This is a genomic window from Acidimicrobiia bacterium (genome assembly GCA_036271555.1).
Taxonomy (GTDB): domain Bacteria; phylum Actinomycetota; class Acidimicrobiia; order IMCC26256; family PALSA-610; genus DATBAK01.
Genome location: DATBAK010000084.1, coordinates 1 through 13,462 on the forward strand (window position 1 = coordinate 1; position 13,462 = coordinate 13,462).

Below are 13,462 nucleotides of genomic sequence, written 5' to 3' on the forward strand. Positions count from 1 at the left end.
AGGGGCGACTCCGCGCGCCGCCACGGTGCCCGCGCTTCGCGCCGCACCATGACCCGGCTCCGCGCGACGAGCAACGCGCCGACCGCGCCCGACGGCACCACCATCGTGCGGTCCTCGCGCACGATGGCGCCGAAGCGGAACTTGTAGTCCTCGGTGCCGCGCAGGAAGTCGACGGTCTCGACGCCACGCGCGACCGCGGCGTCGACCGCTTCCGCGACGAGCAGGCTGCCGATGCTCAACGAGGCGTAGTCGGGGTGCCAGCCCTTCTGGTACAGCGCGACGCCGCGCTGCCAGCCGAAGCCGAGGAGCACGCCGATCACGTCGCCGTCTCGACGCGCGACCACCGCGACCGGGCCGCGATCCGCATCCGCGCGCTCGCAGCACCGCAACAGAAGATCGCGGTGGAGCGGCCCGAGCGTGGTCGACGCGCGCCGGCTCTCGCGGCGCGCCGAGTGCAGCTCGAACAGCGCGTCGACGATCGCGGTCGTCACCGTCGCGGGTGCGAACCACTCGAACGCGATGCCCGCACGCTCGGCGCGGCGCGCGTACTTGCGGAGCGAGCTGCGGTGGGTCGTCGACCCGCCGGGCCCGTCTGAAGCCGTCATCGACAACACGGGGCACGGCATGCGCTCCAAGAGGCGCGCACCGCGCGGCGCGATCCCTTCGTCCGGGTCGAGCGCCTCGGCGACGAGCGTGCTCCGATCGGCAACGTCGTGAAGCCAGCGCGCGACGTCTTCCCGCCGGTCCTCGCGCGCGATCGCACCGCAGTGATCGGCGTCGCCGGGGCCGCTACCGGCGAGTGTGAGCGCGCGCACGGAGAGACGGAGCCGGCGATGGAGCGCGACGCGTCCCGAGCTCACGGCGGCGACGGCTTCGAGCGTGCCGTCGGGCGCGCGCCAGCACGCGACGCGCGTCGGCGGCCGGAGCGCGACCGTCTCCCACCAGCTCCACACCCAGTCCGCCGTCTGGAAGTACGACGTGCCCGGGCAGTCGGCTGCGAGCGCGTTCCACTCGGCACGCAAGCCGTCGGGTTCGCCGACCAACGGCGCGAGGTCGACGACCTCCGTCGGTTCCGCGCCGCGCGACGCGGCGACGCTCACGTCGCGGCCTCACGGGCGCGCGCGTGGCGCACCGAATCCTTCAGCGCGCGCACCGAGCGCAACAGCGCGACCTTGGCCGCGTCGACGGGCTCGGACGCGCCCGGCGGACGGGGCGACAACCCGATGCGACGGAGGTGGCGGTTCAGGCGGTTGACGTCCTCGGCCCGGCGGCTGAAGCGTGTGTAGAACGGCAACGAGAATGACACCGACGGCTCGGCGCCGGTCGTCACCCAGTGCGGGAGGAACGACGGGAAGTAGACGGCGTCGCCGGGTCCGAGCTCGAACCCGTCGGCGGTCGCGCGCATGCGATCGAACGAACAGTCGCGACCGTCGTAGTAGCGATCGAGCTCCCGCTGGACATCGGTTCCCGCGCCCGCGCGCGGCACCGTGTGCGTCGACTTCGTGCCGCGGACCTGCAGGAGAAAGCTGTGCTCGCCGTCGAAGTGCATCGGCGTCGTGCCGCCGGCCGCGGTCACGAAGATGTAGGCCGCGGGACGCGCCACCCCGCCCTCGCGGTCCCCGAGCAGCTTCGCGAGCTCCGCGTGGCAGTCGGCGATCAGCGGTGCGAAGCGGCGGTCGTCCTGGATCTCGCGCAACGAGATGCGGAAGCCGTTGCGCGCGATGCCGAGCACCGAGGTCGACGCAGAGCCGTCACCGACATCGACGTACCCGCGGTCGTCGAGCGGGAGGTCGCTGCGCTCCCGACGGACCTGGTCGGGCGCGAGCCGGTCGGCCAGCTCCGCGATCGACCCCAGATCGAGCAGCGGATGATCCGCGAGCGCGTGCCGAAACGCGATCGAGCGCTGCGCGAACGCACTCTGGAACGCGCCCGCATCGACGTCGAGGTACGCCCCCACTCAGGTCTCCTCCGAGAGCAGGAGCATCTTCGCGTTCGTCGCGACGATGTGGTCGCTGTTCACCATGAGCCCCGCGCCGTGCGCGTCGCGCAGCAGCCGACCCAACCCGTAGGGCGAGCCTTCGCGGTAGCCCGCCATGCCGCAGATCGACAACGCGCGCGTCACGATCTCCACGACGAGCCGCGCGCTCGTGAGCTGCAGGTTGTTCATCGAGATCGCGAAGCGCATCGTGCCGGTCGCGTCGTCGTCGCCGACGAGGTCGTAGCGGCGCGCCCCGGACCGGACGAGCTCGTCCATCTGTTGCTGCGCGGCCGACAACTCGCTGAGGCGGGTCGCGGCCGCGGGCGTGAGCCGCGCGAACGGCTCCTCGCGGAGGAAGCGGCGCGCGCGCTCGACCGCGGCGTTGGCGATGCCGAGCCACGCCGCGCTCCAAAGGATGTGCTCGACCGGTTGCAGCGTGCGGCTCGCGACGCGCGCGAACTGATCGGGCAGGATCAGGTCGTCGGTGCCCTCGGCTTCGATATGGAAGCCGGGGCCCCACGCGCCCCGCAGCCCGATGACGTCGTCGTCGCCCAAGGGCGCGAGCAGCAGGCCCGGCGGCCGGCACAGCACGAGGACCTGCTCGTCGGTCGGGCTGTCGGGAAAGCGGCGGCACGACGCGAGCACCGCGTCGGCGTGCAGCGCGAAGAGGACGACGGGCGCGTCCTTCTCGAGCCGGAAGCGCTCACCCGCGCGCGTGAGCGCACAGACGCTCGCGCCGAGGTCGTCGCCCACTCCGGCCTCCGCGACCGCGGAGCCGAGCAAGAGCTGCTCGTCGGCGACTTCGGCGAGGAACGACTGGAGCGCGGCGGTGCGACCGTGGCGCGCGAGACATTCGACCTGCGCCTGGTGGGTCGCGAACACGACCGCGGTCGACGCGCACGAGGCCGCGAGGATCCGCGTCATCTCGGCGACCTCGCCCACGCTGCAGCCCGCGCCCCCGAGATCGCGCGGCACGAGGACCGAGAGGAGGCGCTCGGCGCGCAACGCGTCCACGGCCTCGTGCGGGAAGCGCGCGTCGCGGTCGACGTCGTCGGCGTGTGGTGCCGCGACCTCGGCGGCGAGGCGCGCCATCACCGGCGCGAGCGGCGGGGTCGCGTGGCGGATGCCCGTGGTCATGGCGCGCCACCCCCGTTCCGCGCGCGATCGCCGACCGATCGTGAATTCACCCGCAGGCCGGGCGCGCTGTCCGTCGTGACCATCAGGCCGTCCCTCGGGGGCGCCCGGACCTGGGCCCCCACCCCGTCTCAGGAGCACGGCGGACGGCTCCCAGATACATCCATCCGCGGCGCGAAGCGGTCGCGACCGGCGATCTTCACCTCGTCGTGACCCCGCCCGCGGTGCCGCGAGCGGGTCCCCGATGCCCTCGCGCGGCGGACCTAGCCTGGTCGTCATGGCCGAACCGGCGCCCGGGCGAGCGGCCCCGGACCGCGATCGCTCTTCGACGGGCTCGACGTCGGACGACTCGGACGGGTCGGAAGCGGATCTCGAAGCCGACCGGCTCGCGGAGCTCGCGGCCCGGCTCGACCCGGTCCCGGACGAGGTCACCGAGACCGCTCGGCGCGCCTTTCGAAACCGGGCCTCGACGCGCAAGCCCGAGCGCCCGAAGCGCTGACGGCGCGCCGGCCCGGCCCGTCACAACCGAAGCCAGTCCGACCACCAACCGGTCCAGGCGCCGGCGTCGTCGTACTCGGCCGCGAAGCTCGCGAGACCTCGCGGCACGCGCGTCGGCGGGAACCGCAGGTCCGACGCGGGATCGAGGCGCACGCTCGGCCGCGCCGGCCGTTGCAGCACGAGGCGGGGCTCGCCCGGCGAGCCGAGGAATCCACCGGCGATGCACACGCCACCCGGCACGACCCGGTAGGTGAGGACGAGCGATACGTCGGCGACGCGGAACACGAGGGTCCGCTCGACGTGCACGTCGTCCCACGAGTCGTGCGCGGGCCCGATGCGCACCGCGCCGCGGACCGCGTCACCGAAGGCTCGGCGAGCCGCGCCGAGCACTCGCGGCGGCGGGTCGTCGACGGGCGCACACGCGGGCGTCGAGCGCAGATCGGCCATCACGCGTGAAGAGGGCGCTCAGGCGGACGAGATACCTCGATTCGCGACGCGGCGCCCCAGTTGCTCCAGGCAGCGCGCCCGTGTCGGCCCGATGCTGCCGACGGGCATCTCCATCACGTCGGCGAGCTCCGCGTAGCTCAACGGCTCGTCGCCGCCGAGCAGCTGCAGGATCAGCTGGCACCGGACCGGCAGGGTCGCGAAGGCCCGCCAGAGCTCCTCGTCCCGACTGCGGGTCGTGACGATCACGTCGGGTGAGGCCTCGTCGAAGAGCGTGAGATCGAGCACGTTGTCGTCGTCGGTGCTGACCTGGCGGCGCGACTGGCGCACCACGCGCAGCGCCTCGCGGCGGGCCGTCGTCGCGAGCCATCCACCGACCCGTTCGGGATGCTGGATGCGGTCCAGGTGCTCGACGAGGCGCAGCCACGTGGTCTGCGAGACGTCGGCCGCGTCGGCCGCGCTCAGCCGATGCCGGCGCGCGACCGTCCACACCATTCCGCCATAGCGCGCGACGAGCTCGTTCCACGCGTGCGCGTCTCCGGCCGCGGCGGCACGCACGAGATCGCCCGTACCAGCCCGCGGCTGGTGAACCTCGAATTCGACGCGCTCCATCGTCCCCCAACGTGAGAGCGAGCGGCTGGTCGGCGCAGTCTCCCCTCTCCCGCCCGCGCCGACAAGACGTAGAAACTGCATGAAACGCCCGCGCCTCGCCGGTCGCGAACGAGCGACCGTTCGATAGCGTGATTCGTGTGGAAGACGGGGCGCGCGGTGACAACGGGCCGTATCGGCGCGGAACGTTGCTGCGGCGCGCGCTGCCGCTGCTGCGATGGGGACGCGCGCAACTGCGACCGGTCCCGCGCCTCGACCGGTTCGAGCCGCGGTCGATGCTTCGGCACGCGCCACACCTCGTCGATCGCGCCTGCGTTCCCGCGATCGACGCGCACGCGCACCTCGGACGGTGGCTGACGTCCGACTCGAGCTGGATCGCGCCCGATGTCGGAGCCCTGCTCGGGCTCATGGACGAGTGCAACCTCGAAGCGGTGGTGAACCTCGACGGGCGCTGGGACCGGGAGCTCGACGAGAACCTCGAGCGGTACGACCACGCGCACCCCGGCCGGTTCTTCACCTTCTGCCATCTCGACTGGTCGCAGCTCGACGTGCCGGGCGGCACCGACGCGCTCGTGCGCTCGCTCGAACGCTCGGCGGCACGCGGCGCGCGCGGGCTGAAGGTCTGGAAGGACCTGGGTCTGAGCGTGCGCGTCGGCGGCCGCTTGGTGCGGAGCGACGATCCCCTGCTCGCGCCGATCTGGGACGCCGCGGGATCGCTCGGCCTGCCGGTCGTCGTCCACACCGCGGATCCGGCCGCGTTCTTCGAGCCGGTGAACCGCTTCAACGAACGGGTCGAAGAGCTGCGACGGCACCCGAGCGTGTCGCAGGCGAGCGTCGGGCCCGACGGCTTCCGGCGGCTGCTCGACGCCTTCGAGGCCACCGTCGCCGCGCACCCCGCGACCACGTTCGTCGGCGCCCACGTCGGCGGGTTCCCCGAGGACCTGAGCTGGGTCGACGCGCTGCTGCGCTACCCGAACGTGGCGATCGACGTGTCGGCGCGGATCGCGGAGCTCGGCCGTCAGCCCCGAGCCGCGGCCGCGCTCATCGAGCGCCACGCCGACCGGATTCTCTTCGGCACCGACCTCCTTCCCATCGACGCAGCGCGGTACCGCGTCTACTTCCGCGCGCTCGAGACCCTCGACGAGCACTTCCCGTACTCGGCGGACGGCGTTCCCCCGCACGGCCGGTGGGCGATCTCCGGGCTCGGACTCCCCCGCGCCGTGCTCGAGCAGGTGTACGCCGGCAACGCGCGGCGCCTCCTGCACCTGTGAAGCGGGCCGGAGTCCGCGACCCCCGAGCGCGCGAGACCGCCGTTCGCGCCGCGTTCGGGCTCGTCGCGATCGCGCTGCTCGGTGTCGGGCTCGGGCGGCTCGTGACCGGACCGCTCGCGCACGTCGTCGCGCGTGATCTCGACGCGCCCGCACGCCGGTTCTCGGTCGCACACGGCGGACCGCCCTGGCATCGCCTGCTCTCCGACGTCAGCGACCTCGGGACCGCGACGGTCACGGGCGTTCTCGCGGTCGTCGGGGGCGCGCTCGTCGCGGTGCGCCGCCGAGCTCCGGTCCTGGTCGCGCAGGCCGTCGCCGCGTTCGCGGGTGCCGCGCTGCTCACGGTGACGGTGAAGATCGGCGTACACCGCTACCCGGCCTCGGGCGTGGTGCCCGACCTCACGTCCGGGACCTTCCCGTCCGGCCACGCACTCTTCGCCGCGACCGTCTACGGCACCTTCGCGGTCTTCGTCGCGCGGTCCGCGGCGCGAGTGGTCGTCCGCGTGACCGGTGCGGCCGCGTTCGTCGTGCTCGCACTCCTCGTCGGTTGGACGCGCGTGTACCTGCTCGATCACTACCTCAGCGATGTGGTCGGCAGTGTCGTGCTGGGCGCGCTCTGGGTGGCCGTGGTCGCGACCGCCGCCGACCACATCTCGCGAGCGCACGGAGACGAGCACATTCTCTGAACGCGCAGAGTTGTATCTCGCGGGCGGTTCACGGCTCCTTTCTGGTGGTGTGGGCGACTGCCTCCCGTCTCGGCCCGGGTTCTTCCGGCGCCGACCGGTCGTTCGGCGCCAGGGAGGGGCGAGCATGAGGGTGGCGGTCTTCGGTCTCGGGTACGCCGGGACGGTCTCGGCCGCGTGCCTCGCGAGCGCTGACCACGACGTCTGGGGAGTCGACGTCGACGAAGAGAAGGTCAAGGTCGTCGCCGCGGGCTCGAGCCCCGTCGTCGAGCCCGGCCTCGACGAGCTGGTGCGCACCGTCGTGGACGCGGGCCGGTTGCACGCGACGACCGATTCCGTCGAGGCGCTCGATGGCGCCGACATGGCCATCATCTGCGTCGGCACGCCGTCGACCGCGCACGGCCGGGTCGACCTCTCGCAAGTGGAGCGCGCGGCCCGCGAGGTCGCCGACGCTTCGGAGCGCGCCGCGCCGCCGGCGTCGGGTGTCCGCAGCGTCGTGATGCGCAGCACGGTTCCGGTCGGCACCGTCGACGACGTCATCGCACCGATCCTCGCGACCGTGCAGCCGCGCGGCTGGCGCTTCGGTGTGGCGATGTGCCCTGAGTTCCTCCGCGAGAGCTCGGGCATCGCCGACTTCTTCGATCCCCCGTTCGTCGTGATCGGCACCTCCGACGGCGAGACCGCGGCCGCGCTCGCCGACCTCTTCGCGTTCCTCGGACGCGAGGTGCGCGTCGTCGGGACGCGTGAGGCCGAGGCACTGAAGTACGTGTGCAACGCGTTCCACGCGACGAAGGTCTCGTTCACGAACGAGCTCGCGCGACTCATGCGCAGTCAGGGCGTGGATTCGCGCACCGTGATGGACCTCTTCTGCGAGGACACGCGGCTCAACCTGTCGGACCGTTACCTCCGCCCCGGTTTCGCGTTCGGCGGATCGTGCCTGCCCAAGGACCTGCGCGCGCTGCTCCACGCGGCGCGCACGCACAACGTGGATCTTCCGCTGATGTCGGGCGCGCTCCAGTCGAACGAGCTCACCGTCAGCGACGTCGTCGACCGCACGATCGCGACCCACGGCCGCGACATCGCGCTGATCGGACTCAGCTTCAAGCCCGAGACCGACGACCTGCGCGAGAGCCCCAACGTCGAGCTCGCCGAGACCTTGCTCGGCAAGGGTTTCCGGCTCCGCATCTACGACCCGATCGTGAACCCGGCGCGGCTCGTCGGCGCGAACCGCACGTATGTCGAGTCGAAGCTGCCGCACCTGTGCCGCCTGCTCGCCGACAGCGCGAAGGAGGCGCTCGCCGACGTCGACGTCGCGATCGTCTCCTCGACCGACCGCGACGCGATCGAGGCGTTGCTCGAGAACCCGCCGCCCGTCCTCATCGACCTCAGCGGTCGCCTGAGTCGCGAGGTCGAGACGGTTCCCGGCTACGTGGGCATCGGGTGGTGACGCGGCGGCGCCGACGCGCAGGCCGGTCGCACGGTGTGCCCGGTCGGGTCCTCATCGTCGTGCAGAACCTGCCGGTGCCCTTCGACCGGCGGGTCTGGCTCGAGAGCCAGACGCTCAAGGACGCCGGCATCGAGGTCCACGTCGTGTGCCCGAAGGGGCCCGGGGACCCGACGCACGAGGTCGTCGACGGCATCGCGCTGCACAAGTACCGGCCCCCGCCCGCGGGGTCGGGCATCGCGGGCTACATCGTGGAGTACACGTGGTCGTTCGTGATGACCGCGTGGCTGACGGCGCGGGAGTTCCGCGGCGGCCGCTTCGACGTGCTCCAGTCGTGCAACCCGCCCGACATCTTCTGGCCGCTTGGTCTTTTGTTCCGCACGCTCACCGGCTGTCGGTACGTGTACGACCAGCACGACCTCTGCCCCGAGCTGTACGAGTCGCGTTTCCCCGACGGCTCGGCGGTCGCCGCGCGCGTGCTCCGGCTGCTCGAACGGCTCAACTACCGCACCGCTGACCACGTCATCGCGACGAACAACTCGTACCGGAAGGTCGCGCTCGAGCGGGGCGGGAAGGCGCCCGACAGCGTGACGGTCGTCCGCACCGGGCCGGACGCCGAGCGGCTGCGGCGGGTGACGCCCGATCCCGCCCGCCGGCGCGACCACCGATACCTCGTCGCCTACATCGGAGTGATGGGACCGCAGGACGGCGTCGACAACATCCTGCGCGCCGCGCACGAGATCGTGCACGGCCACGGCCGCCACGACATCGCGTTCACGATCATGGGCGGCGGTGACTGCTTCGAGTCGCTCGTGACCCTGCGCGACGAGCTGGGCCTGCGCGATCACGTCGAGCTCACGGGCCGCGTGCCCGACGACGTCGTCGCGCGCGTGCTCTCGACCGCCGACCTCGGGCTCTCCCCCGACCCGCGCAACCCGCTCAACGACGTCTCCACGATGAACAAGACGATGGAGTACATGGCGTTCGAGCTGCCGGTCGTCGCGTTCGACCTGATCGAGACGCGCGTGTCGGGCGGACCGGCCGCGGTGTACGTCGAGCCGAACCGCATCGACGGGTTCGCGCAGGCGATCCTCGACCTCCTCGCCGACGAGCCCCGGCGCCAGTGGATGGGCGCGCTCGGCCGGCGCCGCATCGAGGACGAGCTCGCGTGGTCGCATCAGGGTGCGAGCTACCTGTCGGTGTACGAGCGCATGTTCGGGCTCGCGCCGAGGCGCGAGGAACGCGCCGCCGCGCTCGCGGCCGGGGACTGACGGGAAACGCACGATGTGCGGGATCGCAGGTTGCTACCAGCGGGGTGACGGTGTCGCGCTGACGCGCGCGATGACGGCCCGTCTCGCGCACCGCGGGCCCGACGGATCCGGCGTGTGGGAGTACGAACGGGACGGCGTGCGCGTGGCGCTCGGACACCGCCGGCTGTCGGTGATCGACCTCAGCCCCGCGGCCGCGCAGCCCTTCTCGAAGAACGGGCTCACCCTCACGTACAACGGCGAGCTGTACAACTACGCGGCGCTGCGGCGCGAGCTCGCGGCACGCGGCGTCACCTTCCGCTCGGCGAGCGACACCGAGGTCGTGCTCGAGGCGTGGCGCCGCTGGGGTCCCGACTGCCTGTCGCGTTTTCGCGGCATGTTCGCGTTCGCGATGTTCGACGAGCGCACGGGCTCGCTCTTCCTCGTCCGCGATCAGCTGGGGATCAAGCCGCTCTACTACCGGGCGCGCGCGGGCACGGTCGTGTTCGCGTCGGAGCTGAAGGCGCTCACGAGCACGATCGGGTCCGAGCTCCAGATCGATCGCGCGTCGATCGTCGCGTCGGTCCTCTACTACTGGGTCCCCGACCAGCGGTGCGCGATCGCCGGCGTGGAGAAGCTGCAGCCGGGAACGTGGGCGGAGTTCCGGCCCGACGGCTCGAAGCGCGTCGGCTGCTACTGGTCGGTCGCCGAGGTCGCGGCGGAGGCGGCCGAGAGCGAGCCCGCCGATCTCGGTGCGGTCGTCGAGGAGTCGGTCGCCGCGCACCTCGTCGCCGACGTGCCGGTCTCGACGTTCCTCAGCGGAGGCCTCGACTCGAGCGTCATCACCGCGCTCGCGCACAAACGCCACGCCGGCATCGAGGCGTACACGATCGCGTTCCGCCCGGAAGACCAGAAGTACGAGGCGATGCCCGACGACGCGGTGTACGCGCGCAAGGTCGCGGCCGACCTCGGCATGCCGCTGCACGAGATCGAGATCAATCCCGACGTGGCCGCGATGCTCCCGCGCGTCGTCGAGGCGCTCGACGAGCCGACCGGCGATCCCGCCGCGCTCAACACGATCCTGATCTGCGAGGCCGCGCGCGACGCGGGCGCCAAGGTGCTGCTCTCGGGCATGGGTGCCGACGAGCTCTTCGGCGGCTACCGCAAGCACGTCGCGTGCGTCGCCGCGGCGCGGTACCGCCGGGTGCCGCGGCCGGTGCGCCGGATGGTGCGCCCCGCCGTCGACCGGCTGCCGGTCGCGGTCGGCAATCGCGGCATCCGCTCGACGCGCTGGGCGAAGCGCTTCCTCACGTTCGCGGAGCTGTCGGAAGAGCCTGCGTTCCGGCGCAGCTACACGCTCTACGACTCGGGCGGGCTCGAGCGACTCGTCGGTCCCGATCTGCGCGGCCACGTCGCGGACGTGATCGACGAGCACCGCGGCGTGTACGAGGACAGCCGGCTGCCGGATCACGTGAGCCGCATGTGCCTCGCCGACACGCGCCTCTTCCTGCCGGGCCTGAACCTCGCGTACACCGACCGGTCGAGCATGGCCGCGTCGACCGAGGTGCGCGTGCCGTTCGTCGACGTCGACGTCGTGCGCGCCGCGTTCACGTTCCCCGGCTCCGCGAAGATCCGCCACGGCGCGGGCAAGCTCGCGCTGAAGTCGGCGGCGCGGCAGTGGCTCCCGGACGAGATCGTGCACCGCCCCAAGGCGTCGTTCGGCGCGCCGATCCGCTCGTGGATCTCGCGCGAGCTGCGCCCCCTCGTCGACGACGTGCTCGTGTCGGGCGACCTCATCGCCGACGGCCTGCTGCAGGACGCGCCGGTGCGCGAGCTGATCGCCGAGGAGCGGTCGGGCCGCGAGGACCGCGCCAAGCAGATCTGGCAGCTGCTCAGCCTCGAGCTCTGGTACCGGCAGATGCGCGCGCTCGGTGTGAGGAGCTGACGTGAAGCAGATCGCGCAGAACTACCGGTCGGGCGAGCTGCTGCTCGTCGACGTCCCGCCGCCCGCGTGCCGGCCCGGCGGCGTGCTCGTGCGTTCGCACTTCTCGCTCGTGTCGACCGGCACCGAGATGATGAAGATCGAGCAGGCCAAGCTCTCGCTCGCAGGGAAGGCGCGGGCGCGCCCCGACCAGGTGCGCAAGGTCGTCGACACCGCGGTCCAGGTCGGCCCGCTCGAGGCGTACCGGCGCGCGACCAACAAGCTCGACTCGCTCACGCCGCTCGGCTACTCGCTCGCGGGCGAGGTCGTCGAGGTCGGGCGCGGTGCCGGCGATCTCGCGGTCGGCCAGCTCGTCGCGTGCGCGGGGAACGAGTACGCGCTGCACGCCGAGGTCAACTGGGTGCCGACCAACCTCTGCGTGCCCGTCGGCTCCGGCGTGCGCGCGGAGCACGCGGCGTTCGCGACCGTGGGCGCGATCGCACTGCAGGGCGTGCGGCGCGCGGAGACCCAGCTCGGTGAGTCGGCGTGCGTGATCGGCCTCGGCCTCGTGGGGCAGCTCACCGTGCAGCTGCTCGTCGCGGCGGGCGTGCGCGTGTTCGGGTTCGACCCGGTCGCCGAGCGCTGCCGCATCGCGGAGGAGTCGGGTGCGACCGTGTGCGCGGCGCCCGACGCCGAGGGGGTCGATCTCGTCGAGAAGGCGATCCTGCACGCGAGCGGCGACCTCGGCGCCGACTGCGTGCTGGTCACCGCGGGCGGCGACACGAACGAGCCGCTGCGCATCGCGGCGCGCGTCGCGCGCGATCGCGCACGCGTGGTCGACGTCGGCAAGTGCCGCATCGACCTGCCGTGGAACGACTATTACGCGAAGGAGCTCGACGTCCGATTCTCGCGGTCGTACGGACCCGGCCGCTACGACGAGACCTACGAGCTCGAGGGGATCGACTACCCCGCGGGGTACGTGCGGTGGACCGAGCGCCGCAACCTCGCGTGCTTCGTCGACCTCCTGGAGCGCAACGCGCTCGATCTCACACGTGTGCACTCGGCGACGGTTCCGTTCGCGCGCGCGGCCGAGGTGTACGAGGAGATGCGCACCGGCGCGCGCCGCGACATCGGCCTGCTCTTCGAGTATCCGCCCGCGTCGGTGGCCGAGCAGACCGAAGCGGCCGCAGCCGCACTGGAAGCGCCGGCGGCCGCCGCCGCTCCGGCCCGGCGCACGGCGCGCGCGGCGTCCGGGTTCGTACGCGTCGGCTTCCTCGGCGCGGGAAGCTACGCGTCGTCGACCCTGCTCCCCCTGCTGCGCGACGATGAGCGCGTCGAGCTCGCGTGCGTCGCGACGAACCGGTCCCTCTCCGCGCTCGACGCGCAGCGCAAGTTCGGCTTCGTCGACACGACGACGTCGGTGGATCGCGTGCTCGACGACGAGCGCATCGACGCCGTCTTCGTCGTGACGCGTCATCACTCCCACGCCGACCTCGCGTGCCGCGCGCTCGAGCGCGGGAAGGCGGTGTTCGTCGAGAAGCCGCTCGCACTGTCGGAGGACGAGCTCGACCGCGTGCTCGCGGCCGCGCACGCGACGCCCGGCGCGATGTTGATGGTCGGCTTCAACCGCCGGTTCGCACCGCGCTTCGTCGATCTGAAGCAGCGCTTCGCGGGCCGGGGCGAGCCCGGGCACGCGCATTACCTCGTGAGCGCGGGCCGGCTCGATGCCACGAGCTGGTACGCGAACGAGGTCCTCGAAGGCTCGCGTTTCGTCGGTGAGGGCGGTCACTTCGTCGACACGCTCTCGTGGTGGTTCGACGCCGCGCCGGTCGAGGTGCGCGCGATGCCGGGTATCAACCGCGACGACGTGATCGCGACGATCCGCTACGACAACGGCTCGCTCGGCACGATCACGTACGTCACCGACGGCAGCGCGCGGGCACCCAAGGAGACGTTCGACGCGTCGGCGGCGGGTCACACCGCGCGCCTCGAGAACTTCCGCCGCACGACCGCGTGGAACGGCCGGCACAAGCACACGAGCCGCCCCGCGCTCGGCATCGACAAGGGACAGGGCGCGGAGCTGCGCGCCTTCGTCGACGCGGTGCGTACGCAGAGGCCGTCGCCGATCCCGCTCGAGTCGCTCGCCACCACGACGCGCGCGACGCTCGCGATCGCGCGCAGCCTCGACACCGGGCGGCCGGAGCGACCGTGACGACCGCCGCCGACCTGCGCTGGT

At 72.4% G+C, this 13,462-nt stretch carries 12 protein-coding genes; 7 read left to right on the forward strand and 5 right to left on the reverse strand.

Features of this window, described 5'->3' with window-relative positions; all coding sequences use genetic code 11:
- The 3 genes from VH914_19000 to VH914_19010 all read right to left on the reverse strand — a co-directional run.
- On the reverse strand, positions 1-1,100 hold a 1,100-nt coding region (locus tag VH914_19000; protein ID HEX4493299.1), incomplete at its 3' end, for a GNAT family N-acetyltransferase.
- Positions 1,097-1,957: a cupin domain-containing protein gene (locus VH914_19005; protein ID HEX4493300.1), complete on the reverse strand. Its 861-nt coding sequence runs from the start codon at positions 1,955-1,957 to the stop codon at positions 1,097-1,099. The genes VH914_19005 and VH914_19000, both read right to left, overlap by 4 nt.
- On the reverse strand, positions 1,958-3,115 hold the full coding sequence (locus VH914_19010; protein HEX4493301.1) for an acyl-CoA dehydrogenase family protein: 1,158 nt from the start codon (positions 3,113-3,115) through the stop codon (positions 1,958-1,960). It lies immediately after the preceding gene.
- Positions 3,116-3,389: 274 nt separating this feature from the next.
- Between VH914_19010 and VH914_19015 the strand changes: the two genes are divergently transcribed.
- On the forward strand, positions 3,390-3,611 hold the full coding sequence (locus VH914_19015; protein HEX4493302.1) for a hypothetical protein: 222 nt from the start codon (positions 3,390-3,392) through the stop codon (positions 3,609-3,611).
- A gap of 20 nt (positions 3,612-3,631) precedes the next feature.
- On the opposite strand, the gene VH914_19020 is transcribed toward VH914_19015, so the two are convergent.
- Together VH914_19020 and VH914_19025 are read right to left on the reverse strand one after the other, a co-directional pair.
- Positions 3,632-4,057, reverse strand: coding sequence for a hypothetical protein (locus tag VH914_19020; protein ID HEX4493303.1), 426 nt, complete (start codon positions 4,055-4,057; stop codon positions 3,632-3,634).
- 18 nt (positions 4,058-4,075) lie between these two features.
- Complete coding sequence (locus VH914_19025; GenBank protein ID HEX4493304.1) at positions 4,076-4,666, reverse strand: sigma-70 family RNA polymerase sigma factor; 591 nt, start codon at positions 4,664-4,666, stop codon at positions 4,076-4,078.
- 137 nt (positions 4,667-4,803) lie between these two features.
- On the opposite strand from VH914_19025, the gene VH914_19030 reads away from it, so the two are divergent.
- The 6 genes from VH914_19030 (at position 4,804) to VH914_19055 (ending at position 13,438) form a co-directional block, all read left to right on the forward strand.
- The gene (locus VH914_19030) at positions 4,804-5,934 is read left to right on the forward strand and encodes an amidohydrolase family protein (protein ID HEX4493305.1); all 1,131 of its coding nucleotides are present in this window, start codon (positions 4,804-4,806) and stop codon (positions 5,932-5,934) included.
- A complete protein-coding gene (locus tag VH914_19035) occupies positions 5,931-6,617 on the forward strand; it encodes a phosphatase PAP2 family protein (GenBank protein HEX4493306.1) in 687 nt (228 codons plus the stop codon). The genes VH914_19030 and VH914_19035 overlap by 4 nt, the downstream gene beginning before the upstream one ends.
- A gap of 124 nt (positions 6,618-6,741) precedes the next feature.
- On the forward strand, positions 6,742-8,061 hold the full coding sequence (locus tag VH914_19040) for a nucleotide sugar dehydrogenase (protein ID HEX4493307.1): 1,320 nt from the start codon (positions 6,742-6,744) through the stop codon (positions 8,059-8,061).
- Between the two features lie 35 nt (positions 8,062-8,096).
- On the forward strand, positions 8,097-9,329 hold the full coding sequence (locus tag VH914_19045; protein HEX4493308.1) for a glycosyltransferase family 4 protein: 1,233 nt from the start codon (positions 8,097-8,099) through the stop codon (positions 9,327-9,329).
- Positions 9,330-9,342: 13 nt separating this feature from the next.
- Positions 9,343-11,250, forward strand: a complete 1,908-nt coding sequence (asnB, locus tag VH914_19050) for an asparagine synthase (glutamine-hydrolyzing) (GenBank protein ID HEX4493309.1) — start codon at positions 9,343-9,345, stop codon at positions 11,248-11,250.
- 1 nt (position 11,251) lies between these two features.
- Complete coding sequence (locus tag VH914_19055; GenBank protein ID HEX4493310.1) at positions 11,252-13,438, forward strand: bi-domain-containing oxidoreductase; 2,187 nt, start codon at positions 11,252-11,254, stop codon at positions 13,436-13,438.
- The last annotated feature ends 24 nt before the right edge of the window (positions 13,439-13,462 follow it).